The sequence below is a fragment of the Streptomyces sp. NPDC005791 genome, assembly GCF_042871485.1.
Taxonomy (GTDB): domain Bacteria; phylum Actinomycetota; class Actinomycetes; order Streptomycetales; family Streptomycetaceae; genus Streptomyces.
This window is the reverse complement of record NZ_JBIAIP010000016.1, coordinates 121,536-144,412: the sequence shown is the minus strand read 5'-3', so window position 1 is coordinate 144,412 and position 22,877 is coordinate 121,536. Positions and strand designations below refer to the sequence as shown.

The 22,877-nt window shown below is 70.7% G+C and carries 10 protein-coding genes; 2 read left to right on the top strand and 8 right to left on the bottom strand.

What is annotated here, in order from left to right; genetic code table 11:
- Positions 1-9: 9 nt before the first annotated feature.
- The 7 genes from ACFYSH_RS27940 to ACFYSH_RS27910 form a co-directional block, all read right to left on the bottom strand.
- The gene (locus ACFYSH_RS27940; RefSeq protein ID WP_359473578.1) at positions 10-1,065 is read right to left on the bottom strand and encodes an NADP-dependent oxidoreductase; all 1,056 of its coding nucleotides are present in this window, start codon (positions 1,063-1,065) and stop codon (positions 10-12) included.
- Positions 1,062-2,846 carry an NAD(P)/FAD-dependent oxidoreductase gene (locus ACFYSH_RS27935; RefSeq protein ID WP_359473576.1) on the bottom strand — a complete coding sequence of 595 codons (1,785 nt, stop codon included), beginning with the start codon at positions 2,844-2,846 and terminating at the stop codon, positions 1,062-1,064. Before ACFYSH_RS27935 ends, ACFYSH_RS27940 begins: the two co-directional genes overlap by 4 nt.
- Positions 2,843-4,555, bottom strand: coding sequence for an NAD(P)/FAD-dependent oxidoreductase (locus tag ACFYSH_RS27930; protein WP_359473574.1), 1,713 nt, complete (start codon positions 4,553-4,555; stop codon positions 2,843-2,845). Before ACFYSH_RS27930 ends, ACFYSH_RS27935 begins: the two co-directional genes overlap by 4 nt.
- Positions 4,545-14,189, bottom strand: a complete 9,645-nt coding sequence (locus ACFYSH_RS27925) for an amino acid adenylation domain-containing protein (protein ID WP_388756119.1) — start codon at positions 14,187-14,189, stop codon at positions 4,545-4,547. The genes ACFYSH_RS27930 and ACFYSH_RS27925 overlap by 11 nt, the downstream gene beginning before the upstream one ends.
- A 314-nt stretch (positions 14,190-14,503) precedes the next feature.
- Positions 14,504-15,361: a sterol desaturase family protein gene (locus ACFYSH_RS27920; RefSeq protein ID WP_359473569.1), complete on the bottom strand. Its 858-nt coding sequence runs from the start codon at positions 15,359-15,361 to the stop codon at positions 14,504-14,506.
- 881 nt (positions 15,362-16,242) lie between these two features.
- Positions 16,243-17,409 carry an acyltransferase gene (locus ACFYSH_RS27915; RefSeq protein WP_359473566.1) on the bottom strand — a complete coding sequence of 389 codons (1,167 nt, stop codon included), beginning with the start codon at positions 17,407-17,409 and terminating at the stop codon, positions 16,243-16,245.
- A 149-nt stretch (positions 17,410-17,558) separates the two neighbouring features.
- Positions 17,559-19,028 (bottom strand): SMI1/KNR4 family protein, encoded by a 1,470-nt coding sequence (locus ACFYSH_RS27910; RefSeq protein WP_388756196.1) that lies wholly within the window; start codon positions 19,026-19,028, stop codon positions 17,559-17,561.
- A 312-nt stretch (positions 19,029-19,340) separates the two neighbouring features.
- Here ACFYSH_RS27910 and ACFYSH_RS27905 point away from each other — a divergent pair, with 312 nt between their 5' ends.
- On the top strand, positions 19,341-20,051 hold the full coding sequence (locus tag ACFYSH_RS27905; RefSeq protein WP_359473563.1) for a lysophospholipid acyltransferase family protein: 711 nt from the start codon (positions 19,341-19,343) through the stop codon (positions 20,049-20,051).
- Positions 20,052-20,115: 64 nt separating this feature from the next.
- Positions 20,116-21,165, top strand: coding sequence for an NAD-dependent epimerase/dehydratase family protein (locus tag ACFYSH_RS27900; RefSeq protein ID WP_388756115.1), 1,050 nt, complete (start codon positions 20,116-20,118; stop codon positions 21,163-21,165).
- Between the two features lie 71 nt (positions 21,166-21,236).
- Here ACFYSH_RS27900 and ACFYSH_RS27895 read toward each other — a convergent pair whose 3' ends face one another.
- On the bottom strand, positions 21,237-22,814 hold the full coding sequence (locus tag ACFYSH_RS27895) for an alpha/beta hydrolase (RefSeq protein WP_388756112.1): 1,578 nt from the start codon (positions 22,812-22,814) through the stop codon (positions 21,237-21,239).
- Positions 22,815-22,877 lie beyond the last annotated feature (63 nt).

Genomic DNA, 22,877 nt, shown 5'->3' with positions numbered 1-22,877 from the left:
CGGGCGGTCTCACAGGGCGACCAGAACCTTCCCGCGGTGGGTTCGCCGGTCCTGGAAGAGGCTGTCGTAGGCGGCGGGGACGGCGTCGAAACCGTGGTGGAGGGTGTGGTCGCAGACGATCTCGCCGCGCCGTACCCTGGCACCCAGATCGGAGTGGAGCCGCGCCCAGTTCTCTTCGGTGAACCACTCCATCGAGAAGATCCCGCGCACCGTGGCCCGGGGGAACATGAGGTACGGCAGGAGTCTCGGTCCGACGTCCTCGTTGCCCACCTGGGTCGCCCACTGCCAGCACACGGCCACTTGGCTGCCGACGTTGAGCATGGAGAAGACGGCGTCGGTGACGGCCCCGCCCAGGTTGTCGAAGTAGCGGTCGACGCCGTCGGGTGCGGCCCTGGAAAGCGCCTGGCGTACGGTGCTCGCGCTGTCACCGTGCCGGTAGGTGACGACCTCGTCGAAACCGAGCGCGGTGAGGTAGGCGGCCTTGCTCGGGGAGGAGGTGGTGCCGACGACCCGGCCGCCCGCGCGGGCCGCGAGCTGGCCCACGAGCGTCCCCACCGGTCCGGAGGCTCCGCTGACCACGACGGTGTCACCTGGGTTGACCGTCATGTAGGTGGTGAGGGTTCCCCAGGCCGTCATCCCGGGCCCGCCCATCACGCTGAGTGCGGTGGGCAGCGGCAGGGCGTCGTCGTAGTGGGCCGGGTCCAGCCGACGGTATGCGGGGAAGACCATGGGGAAGGTACCGGTCTGCCACAGTTCGGCCGCTCCCGTGCTGACGAGGTGGGTGCGCCAGCCTCCGAACCCCTGGAGCAGGTCGCCGGGCCGGTGGGCGGCGCGCGGTCCCGCCTCGACCACTTCCATGATCGAGTCGGCGCCCATGTGACTGCCGAGCGGTGTGTCCAGGGTGATGCCCTGGAGGTAGGGGTCGACGGAGATGTAGAGGGTGCGCAGGAGCATCTCATCGGGCCCGAGGGTCACGTCCAGGTCCTCGACGACCTTCTCGTAGATCCGGCCCACGTCGGGCACGCCTTCCACGTGTGCGCGGACCACCCACTTCTGGACCCTCATCGGCGTTCCCCTGTCCTCTCTGCCCGCGCGGGAGCCCCGGTGCCGTTGTCGCCGCCGGGGGTGGCAGGCGGCAGCAGGGGACCCGAGCGTGTCCGTACGGGAATGACACGGTGGGTGGGTGGCGGTGCCGTGTGGTCCACCGAGGCGGTGAAGGTGCGCCCGTCGTCGCGGCAGACGAACTGCATGACATGGCGTCCGGCCGCTGCCGCCCGGATCAGCCCCCCGGTCGTGGCCCACACCCCGGACTGGTAGAAGTCGCGTAGACCGGGAAGCCCCGGACCGTGCTGTTCGACGAGCTGTTCCAGCGTCTCGCCGCTCTCCACGAAGGGCTGCCAGCCGAGGACGGTGCCGTCGTGGTTGCCGGTGTAGCGGACCTGGGTGAGCGGGCTCGACACGTCGCGGACGGCGATGGCGTCCCGCATCCCGGGAAAGCGCTGCTCGAGGAAGTCCACCAGGGCCTCGCGCGCCCGGCGTTTCGCCGCGTAGTAGCCGCGTCCGTGCCGCACGGGGAGCGTGTGGAGTTCCTCGCCGCCACGGGCCCGGGTCACCTGCTCCGCTCCCTCGTCCAGGGCCCGCCAGGGGGCGATGTCGCAGAAGTAGGTCACGTAGACGACGGTGGTGCCGTCCGGGGAGAGCTCGGGGTAGTGCCTGCTGCGGAACTGCACGTTGATGCTGGGGTGACGCAGACCGGTGAGTTCGGCCGCCGTGGCGTCGTCGAGGAGGTAGGTCGTGCAGGGGTCGCCCTCGGGGAACGGGCGGGAGAGACCGAGGAAGAGAGTGAAGTAGCCCGGGAAGACCATGCCCGGTTCGTGGATGGTCTTCGTGTACAGGCGCCGGTAGGTGTCGTCGAGGTAGCGGCCTTCGAGAAATCGCATGGTGGTGGTGTGGCCGTCACAGGCGGACACCACGATGTCGGCGCGCAGTTCGCGTCCGTCACTGAGCCGTACCCCGACCGCCCGGTCCTCCTCCACGAGCACCTTGTCGGCCTTGGTGTTGTACGAGACCTCACCGCCCAGCCGCAGGTAGCGGTTCTCGATCGACCGGGCCAGCCCGAGCGAGCCGCCCTCCGGCACACCGGCCGACAGGTTGGCGTGCGAGGCGAGCTGGAAGTGGAAGGGCAGCACGGGGAACGCCGGGTGCTTCTCGTAGAGGATGAAGTTGAACGCCTCGCGCAGGAGCGGATCCTTGAACCGCGCGGAGTAGTCGGCCATCAGCACGTTGATCGTGGTGCGCACGGTGTTGACGTACGGGAGGAACGAGGCGAGCATCCGCCAGCGTTCGGTGCGGCTCATCAGTCCGACGGGCCTGAGGAACGGGTAGACCGTCAAGGCCTTGCGGAAGGAGCGCAGCTGGGCGCAGAACTTCTTCACCGGGCGGGCGTCGGCAGGCGAGAGCTGGATCAGGTGCTCCTCCAGCCGGTCCGGGTCGGAGTAGAAGTGGACGGCCCGCCCGTCCTGGCCGCGGACGATGTTGAACACGTCGAAGTGGCGTACCTCCTTGCCCTGGAGCGCGCCGAGCTCCAGCCAGATCTGGTGCATCTCATTGCCTGGTCCGCTGCCGAGGAGCCAGCTGACGCACGGGTCCAGGGTGTAGTCACCGCGGTCCCAGGCGGTGCAGCAGCCGCCGGGCAGTTCGTGCATCTCCACGATCCGGGTGCGGTAGCCGTTCATCTGCGCGTAGCAGCCGGTGGAGAGCCCGCCGAGACCCGCCCCGATGATGATCATCGTTTCTCTGGGGCGGGCCGCGATGCCGCGGGCCGCCCTCTTCCTTCGGTCGCTCATGAGCCGGTCTCCTCCCGTGCGGACCATCGGTCGAGCTGCGGCAGGCGGCCCAGCTTCCCCGGGTGCCAGGGTTCGGCGCCCTCGCTCTTCCAGGCCCGGAAGTCCAGGCCCAGCTCCTGGCAGAGGTACTGGGCGGCGAAGCGGCCCGTGGAGGCGGCGCGGATCAGACCGCCCATGCCCACCCACTGGCCGGCCATGGAGAAACCGCTGAGGCCGGGCAGCCGCATGCGGTCCTTGCCGACCAGCCGGGACGCGACGTCATCGGCGTCCGAGAACGCCTTCCACGCGAGGATGGAACCGTCGTGGTTGCCGGTGTACCGGTGTGTCGTCGCCGGCGTGGCCACGTCGACGAGTTCGATGCGGCCCGCGAGCCCCGGCGTACGGCGTTCCAGGAAGGAGCGGACGAAGTCGGCCACCTGGCGCTTACGGGCGCGGTACTCCCTGCGGTCACGGGTGCGGAGTTCCTTCCAGTACGTGTAGTCGCTGAAGTAGGTGCAGTGCACGACCGAGTGGCCGGGCGGGGCGAAACCGTCGGAGTACCGGGAGCGCACCTGCACGACCAGGCTCTCCTGGAGGGCGCCGGGCAGCCGTGCGGCGTCCTGGGGCGGCAGGAGGTGAGTGGTGCTGTGCGACTGCCGCGGGTCGTAGGGGCCCCTGATGCCCGCGAAGGCGGAGACGACCGCGGGGAAGAGCGTGCCGGGGCGCTGGAGCAGCTCGGTGTACAACTGCTCGATGCGCGGGCTCGTGTACCGGCCGTCCAGCAGTCCGTGAAGGGTGGTGCGGCCGTCACAGGCGGAGACGACGTGGTCGGCGTAGTACCGCCGGCCGTCGCGGAGTTCGACCCCGGCCGCCCGGTCGCCCCCACGTTCCCCGGCGCCGCCGGCGACCAGGATCTTCTCGACGCGTGCCCGGTAGTCCACCCGGCCGCCCAGGCCCAGGTAGCGCTCCTCGACGGAGCGGGCGAGGCCGAGCGATCCGCCCTGGGGGAAGCCCGCGTTGCCGTGGTGGGCGGCCGCCATGTTGAACAGGTACGGCAGGAGGGGGAAGCCTTCCGGGTCCTGGAAGAAGATGTTCCGGAAAGCCTTCCGCAACAGCGGGTCCTGGAAGGTGTCGGCGAAGGCGCTCATCGGGGTCGCGGCGGTCCGCCAGAACAGCCGGAAGGCGGGGAGCACCGTCCGCAGCAGCGCCGCCCTTTCCCTGACGGTGCGCAGGGCCGGTGCGGTCAGGAAGGGGTACAGCTCGATCCGGGTGAACCGTCTCAGGTCCCGGGTGAACGCCCGGACGGGCAAGGTGTCGAGGGGGGAGACCTCCAGCAGGTGGGCTTCCAGCCGGTCCGGGTCGTTGTAGAAGTGCACCGAGCGGCCGTGCTCGTCCTCGACCGTGTTGAACACCTCGAAGTTGGTCATCGTCTTGCCGTCGAACGCGCCGAGTTCGCGCCACACCTGATGGGCGTCGTTCCCCGGGGCGGTGCCGATCAGCCACTCGATGCAGTAGTCGAAGAGGTACCCTTCGCGCGACCACGCGGTGCAGCAGCCGCCGGGCAGCACGTGTTTCTCGAGCACACGGGTCGCGGCTCCACTCATCTGCGCGTAGCAGGCGGTGGAGAGGCCGGCCACGCCCGCGCCGATCACGAGGACGCGGGGTGGCGTACCGGGCCGGCGTTCCGGGCGGCCCCAGTCGTCCGTGGTGGTGTCGTCGTCAGCCGTCATGGCCCGCGCCTCCCGCCAGCAGGCCGCGGACCAGGTCCGCGTTCCGTGCGAGATGCCCTGGGTCGAGCATGTCGGCGTGCCGGCCGGACCCACGCAGCACGAGCGTGTCGGCGACGGAACTGCCGTGCCAGGCGCCCGGTGTGCCCGGCGCGTGGAGTGATTCCTTCTCCTCGTCAGTGATGACGCTGACCTGGCCGGTGATCCTTCCGGTGTTGGGGGTACGTCCGCAGAAGGTCAGGTACTCCGCGGCGTGGGCGAGTGTCTCCGCGGTGACGACGTCGGACCCGGTGTGCTTGCTCAGGTGCTCGGCGAGTTCCGCCTCGAAGGCCTGGACGCCGTCGTCACCCGGTTCGTAGGCCTGGAGGATGCGACGCGAGTCGAGGACGACCACATGGGCCACCTGGCGTCCGCGGCGTTCGAGTTCCTTGGCCGTCTCGAAGGCGAGGTTGCCGCCCAGTGAGTAGCCGAGGAGCAGCCAGGGGCCGTCCGGCCGGGCGGACGCCACGAGGTCCGCGTACCGCGCCACCTTGTCGTCACCTGGAAGGTAGTTGAAGCCGATGACGGTGTATTCCGGGAGGTGGGTGGCCAGTCCCCGGTAGACGAGGCCGTGTCCGCCGGCCGGCGGGAAGGCGAAGAGGTGCGGGGTCCGTCCGTCGTTGAAGGTGAGGTAGGGCAGTTCCTCGGCGGCCGTGCCGTGCAGGACGTCCTGCACGGCCGCGGCCATGCCGTGCAGGGTGGTGGTGCGGTACAGCCGGCTGACGGGGACGGTGACCCCGAACTCGGTGCGCAGGTGGTGCAGGAGTTCGATGAGCTTGACCGAGCTGCCGCCGGATTCGAAGAAGTCGTCTTCGAGTCCTGCCTGTTCGAGGCCGAGCAGGGTCTGCCAGTGCTGGGCAACGCTCTTCTCGTAGAGCGTCACCGGCGCCTCGTGGGGCCGCTGTCCTGTCCGGGCCGTGGGAGCGGGGAGTGCGGCGAGGTCGACCTTGCCGTTGGCTGTCAGCGGCAGCCGGGGCACGGCGACGAAGTGGGCCGGGATCATGTACGAGGGCAGGGAGCCGGCCAGGTGCCGTCGCAGGGCCCGCTCGTCGAGCGTGCTGCCGGGAGCCGGCACGCAGTAGGCGCAGAGCGCGGGTTCCCCCTGGGTGTCGGTGCGGACCGTGACCGCGGCCGCGGTGAGTGCGGGCCAGCTGTCCAGATGGGCCTCGACCTCGCCGGTCTCGATCCGGTGGCCGCGCAGCTTCACCTGGCCGTCGGCGCGGCCGAGCAGGTGCACCCGGCCGTGAGCGTCCCAGCGCGCCAGGTCGCCCGTGCGGTAGAGCCGCTCCGGCACGGCGCCCGGTTCGCGGCCGAGGGTGCGGGTGACGAAGCGGAGGGCGGTCTGTTCCGGGTCGGCGGCGTATCCGAGGGCCACGCCGTCACCGCCGATCCACAGTTCGCCGGGGACGCCCGGTGGCACCGGTTCGCCGTGGACGTCGAGGACGTGGAGGGTGCTGTGAGGCAGAGGGCGGCCGATCGGCACCATACGGCCGGGTTCCAGGTCGTCGGTGGGCCCTTCGAAGTACGCGCTGTCGATGGTCGCCTCGGTCAGGCCGTAGGAGTTGACGAGGCGGGTGTCCGGGCCGCACAGCTCGCCCAGACGCCGGTACTCCCCCACGCTCCACGCGTCGGAGCCGACGACGAGCAACCGCAGGAAGTCCAGGCGCAGCCCTTCCCGAGTGCAGTGGTCCATCAGGCCGCGGACCACGGCCGGGACGAACTCGGCGCAGTCGACGCCCTCCTGACGCATCGTCGTGTGCAGTCTCGGGGTGTCGAAGAGGAGGTCGCGGTCGGCCAGGACGAGGGTGCCGCCCGAGCAGAGCGCACGCACCAGGTCGCCGGTGAACACGTCGAACGCGGGGCCGGCCATCTGGAGGTGCACCCTGACGTCCCGCTCCAGACGGTACGTCAGGCGCCAGGCCGAGTAGACCGAGGAGAGGTTGCCGTGGGAGACCCGGACCGCCTTGGGGGTGCCGGTGGACCCGGAGGTGGTGATGACGTAGGCGGGGGTGTCCGGCCCCACGTCCGCGCCCGCGTCGGCGGGGAGGCACGGCCGGGGTGGGAGAGCCGGGCCGGGGGTGGTGGCGCCGGCCGCAGGGCTCGGTGCACAGCTCCCGGACGGTCCGGCCGTCCGCAGCTCGTCGAGCGTGACCACCCGGACGGCGTGCGTGGGGCCGTGCAGCGGCCACGCCTTGTCGGTGACGGCGAGCCGGGCGCCGGTGATGCGCAGGAGCCTGACGAGGCGGTCCGGCGGCTGGTCGGGCTGGACCGGAAGATAGGCCGCGCCCGTCTTCAGTACGGCGAGCAGGGTGACGAACAGTTCGGGTGACTTCTCCAGGAGGACGGCGACCACGGATCCGGCGCCCGCTCCGAGCTCCCGCAGGCGGCGGGCCCGGTCCGCGGCCTGGCGCTCCAGCGTCGCGTACGTCATCCGGCGCGGGCTGCCCTTGCCGTCGGGGCGGGGTACGACGAGGGCCACGGCCTCGGGCCGGGTGGCGGCCATGCGGCTGATCCTCAGGTGCACCGGCACGAAGCCCTCCGGGACCGGACCGGCGCTCCCGCCGCCGGTGACGGGGCGGCCGGTGGCAGGACGGCCGCCGGCGGGACGAACGGTGGCCAGGTGGCGTCCCGTTTCACGCGCCTGGCCGTCCCGGGGCGCCGGCAGGGCAGTGGGCCGGCTCCACTCCTTGAGGAGTTGCCCGCGTTCCCGGTCGTCGAGCATCTCCAGCCGCGACACAGGCATCTCACCCCCGGCCCGGGTCATCCGGTCGAGCAGCCGGGTGAAGTGGGAGGCCAAACGGCGGACGGTGCCGGGGAGGAAAAGGTCGGTGTTGTACTTGAACACGCAGTGGAAGCGGTGTTCCGCCTCGTCCTCGTAGGCGGACAACGTCAGATCGAACTGGCCCTCCTCTTCCGGTAGTTCGATGTACTTCAGCCGGTAGCCGTACTTCTCGGTGGCCACCTTGTGGGTGAGCAGGATGAACATGGCCTGGAACACCGCGGAACGGCTGGGGTCGTGTTGCAGACCGAGTTCGTCGACGAGCAGGACGAAGGGGTACTCCTGGTTGTCCAGGCCGCCCAGCACCGTCGTCCGCACCTGCTGCAGCAGGCGGGCGACCGTCGGGTCTCCCGTCAGGTCGGCGTGCAGGGGCAGCGGGTTGACGAAGTAGCCGTAGACGGCGGCGAAGTCCTGCTGGGTACGCCCGGTCACGGGACTGCCGACGACGATGTGGTCCTGTCCCGAGTAGCGGTGCAGGAGGAGGTAGTAGGCGCTGAGCAGCACCATGAACGGCGTGACCTGGTGGGTGAGCGCCAGGGCGTGAACCCGGGCACTCAGACCGGCGTCCAGCGTGAAGAAGGCGGAAGCGCCGTTGTGTGTCTGCACGGCCGGACGCGGCAGGTCGGTCGGGAGGTCCAGGAGGGGCACCTCGGCCGGCAGGTGGGCGCGCCAGTAGCCGAGCATCCGTGCGGCCTCGGGCCCGGCGAGGAACTGGTTCTGCTCGTTGAGGAAGTCGAGGTAACGAGCCCGCACCGGCGGGAGCTGCGGTTCCCGGCCCTGGCGCAGTGCCTCGTACACGGCGAAGAGTTCCTCGATGAAGGTGAACGTGGAGATGGCATCGGAGACGATGTGGTGCACGGCCTTCATGATCACCCAGCGTTCCGGACCGCGCTTGAAGAGCCGGAAGCGGACGAGTGGGTCGTGTGCGAGGTCGTACGGTTTGCGGTACTCGGCCACGACGGTCCGGTGGATCGTCTCCCAGTCCTGGTCCTGGACGTCGAAGAGCGCGAGGTCGGGCTCCGGGTTCGGGGAGACCCGCTGCACTGCCTGACCGTCCGCCAGGAAGAAGTTGGTGCGCAGGGCGGGGTGGCGTGCGATCAGCCTGCGGACGGCCTCGAACATCAGCTCCGGTTCGAGGGCGACGGTCACCTCGACGGCCCCGCCGATGTTGTAGGCGTAGGCGTCGGGGTCGAGGTGCTTCAGGAACCAGAGGGCCTTCTGGTTCTGGGTGAGCGGGTACTCCCGTTCGTCGTGGTGGACCTCGGTGGTCCGGGCCGCACCGCCGGTGCCGTCCGCCTCGGCCAGGGCCGTCAGCGAATCGTGGAGCTGAGCGGCGAGTTCACCGGCGGAGCTGCCGCTCAGCAGGGCGACGACAGGCATGGCCACGCCGAGCTCCGCGTGGATACGGGCGCGGAGTTCCATGGCGAGGAGGGAGTCGAGGCCGATGCCGCCCAGCCCTTCGGCCGGGTCGATGCGGTCGGTGCCGGTGCGGAGCACGGCGGCGGAGAGGGCGGTGAACCGCTCCAGGACCAAGGCGCGGCGGGCCTCCGGCGCGGCGGCCGTGAAGACATCGAGGAAGGTGCCGTCGGACCCGCTGCCCGCCTGCGGTGCGGCGGCCGCTGCGAGCTCGGCCACCAGCGGCGGCGGCGCGGTGTACCAGGCCAGGAAGGCCGGCCAGTCCACGACGGTGGCCACGACGAGCTGGGCGTGGTCCTGGCCGATGACGCGCTCCAGGACGTTCATCCCGGCCTCGGGGGCGAGCGAACTCATGCCGCGGCTGTGCAGGTAGTGCTCGACAAGGCCCAGTTCCTCGATCATTCCGGTGGCCCAGGGCCCCCAGTCGAGACTCAGCGCGGGCAGCCCCTGGGCGCGGCGGTGATGGGCGAGGGCGTCGAGGAAGGCGTTGCCGGCGGCGTAGTTGGTCTGGCCGGCCGTGGTCAGCAGGGAGGCGATCGAGGCGAAGAGGACGAAGTGGTCCAGAGGTTCGTCCCGCAGGTGCCGGTGCAGCAGCCAGGCACCAACGGTCTTCGGGTCGTGGACGGCGTCGAAGGCCGGCCGGTCCAGCTCGGTGACCAGGGTGTCGCGGACTCGGCCGGCGAGGTGGAAGACGCCGCGGAGCGGGGGTGGCCCGGTGCGACGGTAGGCGTCGAGCCAGCCGGTCAGGGCCTCCTCGTCGGTGATGTCGAGCGGGGCGAGGATCGTCTGGGCACCCAGGGCCTCCAGTTCGCGCACGAGAGCGACGGCGCGGCCTTCGGCGGTGGCCGGGCCGATGCCACCCCATTTCTCCCTGGCCGGCACGGGGGTGCGGCCCACCAGGACGAGCCTGCGGGCTCCCCGGCGTACGAGCGTGCGGCACAGGAGGCGGCCGAGCGCCCCGAAGGCGCCCGTGACCAGGTAGCTGCCGTCGGGCCGGAGCCTGAGCGGCAACGGACGTGTGAGGCCCTCGGCGGGGCGTAGACGGCTGGTGAGCCTGCTGTCGCCGCGCAGGGCGATCTCCTCCTCGTCCTCGGTCAGCGTCTCGTGCAGCAGCACTTCGGCGTCCGCACGTGCCCCGTCCGGCCCGGGGTCCTGGCGCGGGTCGAGGTCGATGAGTTTGCCGGGGTGGCCGGTGAGTTCCTGGTGGCGCAGTACGCGGCCGACGCCCCAGGCGGGCGCCCCGAGGGGTTCGACGTGTTCGCCGGGCAGGACGGACTGGGCGCCCCGGGTCACGATGTGCAGGGCTCCGCCGCCGCCCCGGGCGAGCAGGACACGGGCCAGTACGGTCAGCGCGTAGCTGCCGGGGCCGGTGTGCGCGGTGAGTGTGGACAGCTCGCACCCGTCGAGGGTGGGCCGGTCGAGGTTCCAGAGGTGGAGGACGGCGCCGCGGAAGGTGCCGCCGTCGCGGTCCAGCGCGGTGAGCAGCCGGCGCAGGTCGGCCTCGGAGTCCGGGGCGACGGTGAACGTCCCGCCGGTCGCGGCGTAGGCGGCGCCGGGGCGGACCAGGTGGCAGCGTTCCCCCCTGGTCTTCGCGAGGGCGGCGAAGGTGTCGGCGACACCCTGGCCGTCGGCGAATACCAGCCAGCCGTGCTCCTGCGCGATGGCGGACGGCCCGGTGACGGCGGTGGGCGGCCCGGTGGTGGGAACGGCGGGTCCGGTGGCGGCGGTGACCTCGCGCGTCGGGGCGGGGGCAGGCGTCCAGATGGTCTCGGCGAGCCAGGAGTCGATGGTGCTCCGTGCGACGGCGGTGGCCGCCTTCTCCACGTCGGTGGCCCTGAACCCGCTGACGCGGCCCAGCGGGGTGCCGTCGTCGGCGTACAGGGAGATGTCCCCGAGCGTGGTGTCGCCGTCGCCGGCGTGGAGAGTGGCGTGGGCCCAGAAGGGCTGGTCGCCGACCGGGGCCAGGGCTACCTCGTCGATGGAGAGCGGCAGTCTGATGCCGGTGCCCGGTTCCGCGCGCCCGGCCAGCAGCTGCGGGGTGAGCAGGGACTGGAAGCAGGCGTCGAGCAGGGCGGGGTGGAGATGGTGGCGTGCGGCGTCTGCACCGACGCCCGGGGGTGGACCGATCCGGGCGAGGACGTCGGTGGAGCCGACCCAGACCTCCTCGATGGCCTGGAAGGCGGGGCCGTACTGGTAGCCGAGGGCGGCCAGCGCGGCGTAGCAGGCGGGACCGTCGAAGTGCCGGGCGGTGAGCGCCCGGACGGCGTCGGCGTCGAACGGCCGGCGTTGTGCCTGGTGCTGTCCGGTGCGGACGACTCCGCTGATGTGTACGGTCCGCTCCCCGTCCGCGCCGGACGGGGAGGCGACCGTGAAGGCGGCATCCTCCAGGGAGAGCGAGAGGCGCACCGTGCGGTCCTCCCCTTCGGGCAGGAACAGTGCCTTGCGCAGATCGATGTCGGCGAGGACGACGTGCTTTCGGCCGGTGAGCCGGAGGACGGCCTGGGCGGCCATCTCCAGGTAGCCGGCGGCGGGGAAGACCACGGTGTCCTGGATCCGGTGGTCGGCCAGGTAGGGCAGGACCTCGGTGTCCAGTCGGGATTCCCACGCCGGCTCGGTGTGGCCGGTCCGGCGGCCGAGGAGCGGGTGGTCCATGGCGCCGAGCCGCACCTGGGCCACGGCCGGCGGTTCCGTCCAGTGACGGTCGCGCCGGAAGGGGTAGCGGGGCAGGGTGACGGGATGTCCGGTGGACTGGAGCGTGTGCCAGTCGACGCCGGTGCCGAGGTTGTGGAGCGAGGCGAGCGAGACGGCGAACCGCTCGCTCTCGTTCTCCTGCCGGCGGATTGAGGGCAGGGTCAGGCAGCCGTCCTTCCGGGGTGCGAGGCACTCCCGGATGGAGTGGGCGAGCACAGGGTGGGGTCCGATCTCCAGGAAGACCTGGTGACCGTCGTCGGCCAGCCGGTCGACGGCCGCCCGGAAGCGCACCCGGTCGCGGACGTTCTCCCACCAGTACGCCGCGTCGAGTTCGCGCCCGTCCGCGATCCCGTCCCGACCGGTGAGGTAGAGCGGCAGCGTTGCCTTTCGTGGCGTCAGTGCGCGCAGTTCGGTGAGAAGTTCGGTCTTGATGCGGTCCATGGTGACGCTGTGGTAGGGGATTTGGACAGAGAGGAACTTGGCGAAGAGCTGCTCGGCCGCCAGCTCTTCGGCGAGCAGGGTCAGGGCTTCCTTCTCCCCGGAGAGGGTGACAGCGGTGGGGCTGTTGACCGCGGCGACCGACACACGATCCCGGTACGGGCGGACGCGGCGCTCGGCCTCCTCCTCGGTGAGGCTGACGGCGAGCATGGTTCCGGTGCCGGCCAGGGTGTGCTGGAGGCGGCTGCGGCACGCGACGATTCTGGCCGCGTCCTCCAGGGAGTAGACGCCGGCCTCGTAGAAGGCGGCGATCTCACCGGTGCTGTGTCCGGTCACTGCGTCCGGTCGCACCCCGTACGCCCGCCACAGGGCTGCCAGACCGATCTGCACGGCGAAGTTGGCGGGCTGGGCGAGCCAGGTCTCTCCCATCCGGGAGGTGTTCTCGTCCGCGGACATCTCCGCGAGGAGGGACCAGCCGGTGTGTGCGCGCAGGGCGCGGTCGCACCGGGTGACGGCTTCGGCGAACACGGGCTCCTCGCGGAGCAGCTGGCGGCCCATGCCCCACCATTGGGGGCCCATGCCGGTGAAGACCCAGACGAGCCGGCGTTCGTCGGCTCCGCGCAGACGGTCCTGTACGACCCGGGGGTGGGGCGTGCCCTGCCCGTACGCGGTGAGTGCCTCGTCGAGGCTCTCCCGCGAGGAGTAGACGACGGACAGCCGCTCGGGCAGGTGCTGGCGGCGGTGGGCCAGGGTGTGGCCGAGGTCGTCCAGCGCCACGGCGGGACGGTCCGCCGTTCCGGCCAGTTCGGCCCGGATGCCCTCGGCCCGCTCGCGCAGGGCGTCCGCGTGCCGGGCGCTGAGCGGCAGGATGCTCCAGCTGCGCCCGGTCGTCTCGGGGCCGGTCGTACGCACGGAAGCGGTTCCGGCCTCCTCGGAACGTGCCCGGGGCGAACGCGGTGGTGCCTCCTCCAGCAGGACATGGGCGTTGGTCCCGCCGAACCCGAAGGAGTTCACACCCGCCCGGGCCGGTCCCTCGTGCTCGGGCCACGGTGTCAGACGGGTGGGGATCGCATAGGGGAGGGTGGCCGCGTCGATGGCGGGGTTGAGGCGCTCGAGGTTGATGTGGGGCGGGATCGCCCGGTGCTCGATGCTCAGCGCCGTCTTGATGAGCCCGGCGATACCGGCGGCGGACTCGGTGTGCCCGATGTTGGTCTTCACCGAGCCGACGTAGCAGCGGGCCCCGACGGCCCGCCCTTCGGCGAGGGCACGAGCCAGCGCGTTCGCCTCCACCGGGTCACCGACGGGGGTCGAGGTGCCGTGCGCCTCCATGTACTGGAGCTGCCCCGGGGTGACCCCCGCCCCGGCGCAGACCTGACGGACGAGGGAGGTCTGCGCCTCACCGTTGGGCACGGTGATGCCGTTGGTGCGGCCGTCCTGGTTGACTCCGCTACCGATGATCACGGCATGGACGGGGTCTCCGTCCCGGACGGCATCATCCAGCCGTTTCAGCGCGACCAGGCCGACGCCTTCTGCGCGTACGTAGCCGTCCGCCGCGGCGTCGAAGGTGCGGGAGCGGCCCTCGGGTGAGAGGAAACCGCCCTTCGTCTCGGCGACGGTGTACTGCGGAGCCATGTGGAGAAGGGTGCCGCCGGCCAGCGCGAGGCCTGTCTCCCCCCGGCTCAGTGCCTGGCACGCGAGGTGGACCGCGACCAGGGAGGAGCTGCACGCCGTGTCGATCGAGAGGCTGGGTCCGCGGAAGTCGAAGCAGTGCGAGATCCGGTTCGCCACCATGGTCATCATCGTCCCGGTCGCTGTGTGCGCGGCCAGCGAGGTGAAGCCCAGGTCGGCGAACTGGAGGATCTTGTAGTCCAGCGTGAACGCGCCCACGTACACCGCGACATCACTGCCGGCGAGCTCGTCCGGCCGCTGGCCGCCGTCCTCCAGGGCCTCCCACGCGACTTCCAGCAGTTTGCGCTGCTGGGGGTCCATGTGATCGGCCTCGCGGGGGCTGATGCCGAAGAACTCGGGATCGAATTCGTCGAAGCCGTCGATGTATCCGCCCCGGCCTCCGACCAGACGTCCCGGCTTGTCCCGGTGACGGCTGCCGAGACTGCGGACGTCGTACCGGTCTGGCGGGGTGGGGGTGATGCAGTCCTTGCCCGCCGCGAGATTACGCCAGAAGGACCGGTGGTCCGACGCCCCGCCGGGCATCCGGCAGCCTATGCCGATGATCGCCACCTTGTTCCTTAACGGGCTGGTCATCGCTTCGGTCATGTCGGACTCCTCATGGGGTCGTGTCGAAGGCGCCTGGGGACGGTCGCTGTGGCGGAAGCGGGTGCTGCGTGACGGGAGCCCGGTTGACTCCCCTGGGAGTACGGGCCGGGCGGGGCGTGCGGTGTCGCCGTGCGTCGCGGCACCTGGCTGGGTGACAGGCCTGATCGGTGGGTGCCGGGCGGGGAGCGAACCGAGGCCGGCACGGGAGTGCCGGGTGCACGGCTGCGCCCGAGAGCACGGGCGTGGCCGTGACGCGGCCTTGCTTCGTGGCCGTGTCGCGGCCCGGCGGCCGCGGGGTGGCGGACTGGGCCCGCTCAGTTCGGCCCGCCGCCAGGGCCGGACCGGCCCTTCCAGGCATGGAGGAGGCTGGCGAGGATCTCGCCGGTGCCGGGGAACGCGGCCGGGGCGGCCAGCCCGACGGCTTCGGGTGCGCGGCCGGGCCGCCAGGTGAAGCTGCCGAAGAAGTGGTCCCAGCACGACAGGTCGGAGCCGTAGTGGCCCGCCTCGGAGAGATCGGTGCTGTGGTGCAGGCGGTGCTGCTCGGGACTGGCCAGCAGATGGTTGAGCCGGCCGATGCCCACATCGATGTTGGCGTGCACGAAGTAGCCCTGGGCGGCCACGAACAGTCCCACCACCAGAAGTGCCGGCCGTGAGAACCCCACGAGGGCGAGGGCGAGTTGGACGAGCCCCTGGGCAAGGATGATGTCGAGCACGTGATTGACACCGTTGTTGGCGACGTTGACCTTGTCCGGGACGTGGTGCACCCCGTGCAGTCTCCAGAGCACCGGGTTTCCGTGGCTCAGCCGGTGCACGAGATAGCTGACCAGCGACCCGACGAGGAGAGCACCCGGTATCTCCAACCAGAGCTGGTGACTGGGTTCGGGGGGTGCGATCCACCCGACGACAAGGGCGACCAGCCACTGTGCGACGCCGCTGCCGACCATGGTGAGCAGGAAGTAGACGCCGTACCAACGCCATTCCTCGCTCCGGGGATGCCATTCCCCGGCGTACGGAATCAGCCGTTCGAGGACGGCCAGATAAAGGATGGTTCCGCCGAGGAAAAGCGGACTGACCCATGCCGGGTTCCAGTCCTGGGACAGGGCGGCGACACTCACCGACAACACCGACAGGAGGAGAACGGGATAGGCGGCCACACACAGAATGCCATGCATGGAATATCGACCCACCCCCTCCCGTGCACCAGGAGAGGAATGCGCCGGAATTTCGTCGGCGGCGTAACGCTTGCATCCGTCCTCGAATGCGTCCTCAGGCTCGCACTCAGCCCCGTCCATGCACGACACCCCCACACGGCTGTGACTCAGGAGCAGGAAAGACCGAGACAGGTCTTCCCTGGTAGGAGGTCGCCGCTGTACGCTGCGACCTTGAGCGCCGGAGGCCGTTCACGCGATGACGCCCCCGAACCGACCCGGCGGAACCGGTCGGGACCGGGACCGAGACCCCCGTCGATCCTGCTACGTCATTCCTTCGCTCTTCCGCCCCCTCGGCTTCCGTCTGCGGAGCCACGTAATCCGGAATACGGCGCCGCGTCCGGCGCACAGCATCCATTGAAACCGCACCTCTCCCGTCGAGGGAATAGCGCCGGCCTTGAATTCGCCAATGTGAGCTAATTAGTATGAATATTGCGCACACTGGAATCGATACGCACTCCCAAGAATTCCCACCGCGTACGCCGTGGCGCACTCGCCATCATTGAACGCGCCCCAGGCGAGTGCGGCGGCGCTCCCCTCGAGGCGGCGCATCAAGGGCGGCTGCGGTGATCACCGCGGTGCGTTCGCCCAGGAGGCAGTGCCTCTGCACATGAGGCGGCCGGGCCCGGTCGCCGGGGACGGCCCGTCCGCGGTCCTACTGTCCCGGGCCGTACGTGGCCGGGCGCCGATGCCCCAACGGCAGTGGGGGCCCGTCCCACCCCAGGAACCAGGATCCCCGCTCTCCGCCGGAGCACAGCTGTGAGCGCTCACCCGGGCCCCGGCCACAGCATGCGGCGGCGTCTTACGCAGTCACCGGATCGGCTGACGCCGGCCCGAGTCAGCTCTCATGGGGCGCGTCCGGCCGAGGCGGGCCGGGGCTCGCACCCGGCTCCGGTGCTGGTGGCCGGCCGGTGTCGCCCGAAGCGGCGCATCAAGGGCGCTTCCACGTACCGATACAGAAGCGTGGAACACCCCAGTGCGACTGCGAGCAGGACGAGGACCAGGAACGCTCCGGTCGCCAGGGAGAACGTACGTGTCGGACCGATGATGTGCGCGGCCGCGATGATGACGGTCAGGTGGACCATGTAGAAAGCGAAGGAGATCTCGCCCAGGAACACCATCGTCGGTCTGCGGAACACCGAGGGGCTGTGATGCCGGTCCGCGACCGCGGCGGCGGCGATGAGGGGCGCGGTGCACACGGACGCCAGTCCGCCCCTGCCCGCCAGGTACGGCTCGCACAGGGCGAGCACGTATCCGACGGCGGCCGCCCCGAAGGCGTGCAACAGTCCGATCCGGGGCCACATGCCCGCGATGACGATTCTGGCCAGGAGGATACCCAGGACGAATTCGAGCGCGCGTACCGGCGGGAAGAAGTACACGAACCACACCTGGCCGAACGACACGGGGGCGGTCATGGAGAAGAGGGTGAGCCGTGGCTGGTCGGGCACCAGGAACCTCGCGACGAGGAACGCGACCGCGAGCAGCAGGACCACCACTGCCGCCGCCGGCCACAGCCACTGGGTGCGGATACGGCGCAGAGCGGGCAGCAGGGCCGGGAACGCCAGGTAGAAGAAGAACTCGCAGGACAGCGACCAGCTGACCTCGTTGACGGCCGTGCTGGTCTGCAGGGTCGGGAACCATGCCTGCTGCAGAGTCAGCGACGCCAGCCAGTCGACGGTGGAGGTGGGCCGGGCCACGCTGGTCACCAGGAGCGCGGCCAGGCCGAAGGTGACGAGATGGGTGGGTCCGATCTTCACCAGGCGACGGCGCCAGAACGAGCGTGCCGTGTCGTCCGGCCGTGCGGTCCAGGTCAGGACGAATCCGCTCAGGACGAAGAAGAAGCCGACACCGTAGGGGCCGGCGAGGGAGAAGGTCAGTTTGAGCACCGTCCCGATCTCGCCCGGTACGAGTCGGGTGAACCACAGCACGTGCCCCGTGAAGACGAGCAGAGCGGCCACGAACCGCAGCCCTGTCAGCGACGGCAGCCGGGAGGGGATCGGGGGCGTGGACACACGCGTGCGTCCGGAGTCCTGCGGACGAGCGCCGACGCGCCCGTCCCGGCCAGGACGCAGACGCCCACCTGGACCCACCCACTGGAGGAACACGACACGATCTCCCATCCCACCAGCTCCCTTGTTCGCACCTACGACAGGAGCAACGACTACGACGGCGGCCCGTCACGCCCGATACGGCGGGTGCTCTGCCGGAAAACGCCCTGCTGCCCTCCATCGAGCGTCCCGGTGTCGTCCGTCCGGCCACGCGCTGAGCCGCAGTCGTCCCACGGCTGAGCCAAGGGGCCGAGGTCTCCTTCGAGGACGGTGTGGGTGATCCGGGGCCGGTCCCAGAGCGCCAGGAGCTCGTTGGCGACGGGGATGTCCAGGGAACCCTGATCGCCTTGCCCGCCGATGGCGGCGGCCGACAGGGTGCGTGGGACGACTCCGGCGTCCAGGAGGATGCGCCACTCCTGGGTGCCGAGCTCCAGGAACTCCAGCCCGGTGAGCTGAGCGATTTCCAGAGGGTCGGCGAGCGTGCCGGGGCGTGCAATCAGGGTGCGCAGGCGAGGCAGCCCCGAGAGGGGGACGAGACTGAACGGCGCCCGGTCCCCGGAGCCGATGGTCAGGACTTCCAGGGCGGGGTGCGCGGCGGCCTCGATGGTCTGCAAGCCGCCGTCGCCGACCACGGCCACAAGGGGAAGCTGGGTTTCACGAAGGACGCGGCGTTCCTCCCTCATCCGGTTCAGCACCAGGTCGGTGAGGGAGTCCGCCTTGAGTCCGGCACCGATGCTCTGTTCGTGGTCGATCAGGATGACCTGTCCGGTGTGTCCGCGCGGGCCGGGTGTCAGGTCGATGGCCAGCTCGTCGCCGTGGCCCGCGAAGACGATCCAGCCAGGTGAACCGGCCAGATTCTGCACTGCGGCGCCGGGCGGGGTGACGACCGCTCGCGTCGCATCGGCTCTCCAGTGGGGGTGACGGGTCGCCGCGTCGACGGTGTGCAGGCCGTCCAGCGCCAACAGCTCGCAGCCGACAGCCGCGTCAGCGCGACGGCGCGCCTCGTAGTCGCCGCTCCAGTCGTCCCGCCTTGCCCGAATCACCCGGTAGAGCGCCCTGAGCTCGTCGGGGAACGCGACGCCGAGGCGCGTTTCGGCGGCAGCGATCTCCTCCTCCGTCGCACCGATGGCGTCGGGCAACCGCTCGCGGAGCGTCCTCTCCAGCAGCTCGTGATCCGTCGAGGGGGCCGGCACCGCCCCTGTCACCGGATCGGGAAGTCGGCGCCAGGGCCCGGGGAGAGAACCGTCGACCAGGATGAGCACCCCCGGGTCCGCAGGGCCGAAGGCGGTTTCGACGGCCGGGCCGTGGCGGACCAGGCCGAGCACGGTCTTCCCGCTCGGACGGATCTGCGCCGTGAACGTGACCTCCTCGATCCCTTCGCGCGCGAGCGCCCTCCGCGCGTCCTCCACCACGGCCCGCTCCGCCGACGACATGCGTCCCCTCCGCCGCCGGGGAAGGCTGCAGCTCTGCCGGCCGATACGACCCACTACGCGGACGGACCGGCCGGCATGCCTCTCCGTGTCACCGACCAGCAGGAGCCGCAGGACGGGCTCCCAGGTCGCGAAGTCTCGTGCCGATGGCAAGGGGGGCCTCTGATCAACCATGCTCGGACCGTACGCGGGGCCACGGGCACCGGTGCGATCAGGCACCTGGACGCTGTCGAGCGGCCGGTCGGCCGCGGGCGAGGCCGGGCCTGGGCAGCGTTCCACTCATCGGGAACAGGGGTGTGCGCCGTGGACCTGGGTAGGTGCGCGGCCCCGGCCACCTCTCAGAGGACCGGAACAGGGCTACGATCGATCGCCGGAGAGCAGCGACAAGCTCGTACGGACCGTCGACCGTATGCGACCTGGCAGAACGCGGCCAACAGCCCGGTCCAGAAGGCTAGGAGAGATGCTGTGTTCTATTACGTCCTGAAGTACGTGGTCCTCGGCCCCCTGCTCCGGCTGGTGTTCCGGCCCCGTATCGAGGGACTCGAGCACATTCCCGACGACGGTGCAGCCATCGTCGCGGGCAACCATCTCTCCTTCTCCGACCACTTCCTGATGCCCGCGATCCTCAAGCGCCGCATCACGTTCCTCGCGAAGGCCGAGTACTTCACCGGTCCCGGTGTCAAGGGCAAACTGACCGCGGCGTTCTTCCACAGCATCGGACAGATCCCCGTGGACCGGTCCGGCAAGGAGGCGGGACAGGCTGCCATCCGCGAGGGACTCGGGGTGCTGAGCAAGGGTGAACTGCTGGGCATCTACCCGGAAGGCACCCGCTCGCACGACGGGCGGCTGTACAAGGGCAAGGTCGGGGTAGCGGTGATGGCGATCAAGGCAGGGGTCCCGGTCATCCCCTGCGCGATGGTCGGCACGTTCGAGATCCAGCCGCCCGGGCAGAAGGTGCCCAAGATCAAGCGGGTCACGATCCGCTTCGGGGAGCCGCTGGACTTCTCCCGCTACGCCGGCCTGGAGGACCAGAAGGCAGCTGTCCGGGCGGTCACGGACGAGATCATGTACGCCGTCCTCGGGCTCTCCGGGCAGGAGTACGTCGACGAGTACGCCACCAAGGTGAAGGCGGCGCAGGCCGAGGAGTCCAAGAAGTTCCCGCGGCGGTCACGCTGAGCGGAGAATCTGCTGCGGGCCGATTTCCCTGGTCCGGTCGCTCGGCAGCCGTAGCGTTCCCTGTATGAGCAGAGGGCGAGCGTTCGTGCTGGGCGCGACGGGACAGATCGGCCGGGCCGCGGTGCGGGCCCTGGCCGAGGACGGCTGGGAGGTGGCCGCGGCCTCCCACGGAGGCGGCCGGGACGGCACCTGGGACGACGGGGTCCGCACCGTCGCGCTCGACCGTGAGGAGGAGGGAGCGCTGGCGGCGGCGCTCGGCGACGGGTGCGACGTCCTGGTCGACATGGTCGCCTTCGGCCAGGCACACGCCGCCCAACTGGCCGGGCTCGCGGGCTTGGTGGGGTCCGCGGTCGTCATATCCAGTGGCGCGGTGTACGAGGACGACCGGGGCCGCAGCTTCGACACCCAGGGGGAGCCGGACGGCTTCCCGGAGTATCCGGTGCCGATCCCGGAGGCGCAGCGCACGGTCGCACCCGGGGACGCCACGTACGGGACACGGAAGATCGCGCTCGAGCGGGAACTGCTGGCGATCGGGGACGCGTTGCCCGTGACCCTGCTGCGGGCGGGTGCGGTGCACGGGGAACACTGCAGGACGCCGCGCGAGCTGTACTTCGTCAAACGGCTGCTGGACGGGCGTCGGCGGCGGGTCCTCGCGTACGGCGGGGAGAGCCGCTTCCATCCCGTCCACGCGTCCAACGTGGCCGAGCTGATACGGCTCGCCGCTCTACGGCCGGCCCCTCGGGTGCTCAACGCCGGCGATCCGCAGGCACCGACCGTCGCCGAGATCGGCGCGGCCGTGGACGACGTGTTCGGTCTGAAGACCGAGACGGTGCTGATGGCCGGTGCGCCACCCGAGGGCGGTGTCGGGGAGACACCGTGGAGCGGCGCGCATGACGTCGTCTACGACATGTCGGCTGCCGAGCAGGAGTTGGGCTACCGCCCGGTGACGGGGTACGCCCCCTCTCTTCCGCAGACCGTCGCATGGCTCACCGCACAGCTCGAGGGGCGCGACTGGAGGCGTGCCTTCCCGAAGATGGCGCGCGTCTACGGCGAGGCGCTCTTCGACTACGCGGCCGAGGACGCCTGGCTGGAGGAGTACGACCGGAGGGTGTGACCGCCCTCCGGCCCGGGGTGAGCGGGCGGCCGCCGGAAGACATCGGCCGCCCGCTCACGTTCAGGTGGTGATCACGGCTTCGGTGTGGCGTGCGGAGCACACGTCACATCACGCCGATCGGTCTTGCCCGTGAGCAGGTAGGTGTCCACCCGCTCGTTGATGCAGGGGTTGGCCAGACCGGTGACACCGTGCGAGCCGGCGCCCTTCTCGGTGATGAGTCGGGAGCCCTTGAAGCGCTTGTGCAGCTCGACGGCGCCCTCGTACGGGGTGGCGGCGTCGCGTGTGGACTGCACGATCAGCACCGGCGGCAGACCCTTGCCCGTGCGGACGTCCAGCGGTGTCTGCTGCTTCGACGGCCAGGTAGCGCAGGGCAGGTTCATCCAGGCGTTGGCCCAGGTCATGAACGGGTGGTCCTCGTGCAGCCGGGTGTTGTCGCGGTCCCACTTCTTCCAGCTGGTGGGCCACTTGGCGTCCGCGCACTCGACCGCCGTGTAGACGGCGTTGCCGTTCTCCGAGCTGATGTTGCCGGCGGTGTCCGACAGGTCGGGTGCCGCGGCGTCGATCAGCGCCTGGGTGTCACCGCCCAGGTAGTCGCTCCAGACCCGGGCGGTGGGCGCCCAGGCGGAGTCGTAGTACGGCGCTCCCTGGAAGAACCCGATGAGTTCGGCCGGCCCGACGACGCCTCCGATCGGGTTCTTCTTGGCCGCCGCGCGCAGCGTCAGCCAGGCCTGCTCGACCTTCTCGGGCGTGTCCCCGATGTGGTAGGCCGCGTCGTTCTCGGCGACCCACGCCTTCCAGTCGTTCCAGCGCGTCTGGAAGGCGATGTCCTGGTTGAGGTTGGCCTCGTACCAGATGTTGTCCTTCGCCGGGTTGACCACACTGTCGACGACCATGCGGCGTACGTGCGACGGGAAGAGCGTGCCGTAGACCGCGCCCAGGTAGGTGCCGTAGGAGACGCCCAGGAAGTTGAGCTTCCTCTCGCCGAGCGCGGCGCGGATGACGTCCAGGTCGCGTGCGGTGTTGGGCGTGGTCATGTGCGGCAGCATCTCGCCGCTGCGCTCGGCGCAGCCGTCGGCGTACTCCGCCGCGAGCTTGCGCTGGGCCCGCTTGTCGGCCTCGCTGTCCGGCACCGGATCGGCCTTCGGGGCCTTCACGAACTCCTGCGGGTCGATGCACGAGATCGGCGCCGAGTGGCCGACACCGCGCGGGTCGAAGCCGACGAAGTCGTATGCCTTCGCGGTCTTCGTCCAGAGCGGGTTCTTGGTGACGATGCGCTTCGGGAAGGCCATACCGGAGCCGCCGGGGCCGCCGGGGTTGTAGACGAGTGCGCCCTGGCGCTCGTCCTTCGAGCCTGTGCTGACGTGCCGGTCGACGGCGAGCTTGATCTGCTTGCCGTTCGGCTTGCTGTAGTCGAGTGGAACGCTCACCCAGCCGCACTGGATGGGTGCGGCGATCGCCCAGTCGGCCGGACAGTCCGTCCAGTCGATACCCGCCTTCGCCGCCCGGGCTGCGGCGGTCTGGACACCGCGCGCCTCCTGGTCGCCGTGGTGCCGGCTGTCGGCACCGGCGGCCGGTGCGGCCATCGCCCCCGCTATGAGCGTGCCCGCGATCAGTGTGCCGGCCGAACCGAGCACCGCTGTGCGCCTCAAGTGGAACCTCCCCCTACGTGATGCGCCGCCCCGTGGCGGCGCTTTCGTCTCTGTGTCCAGTCG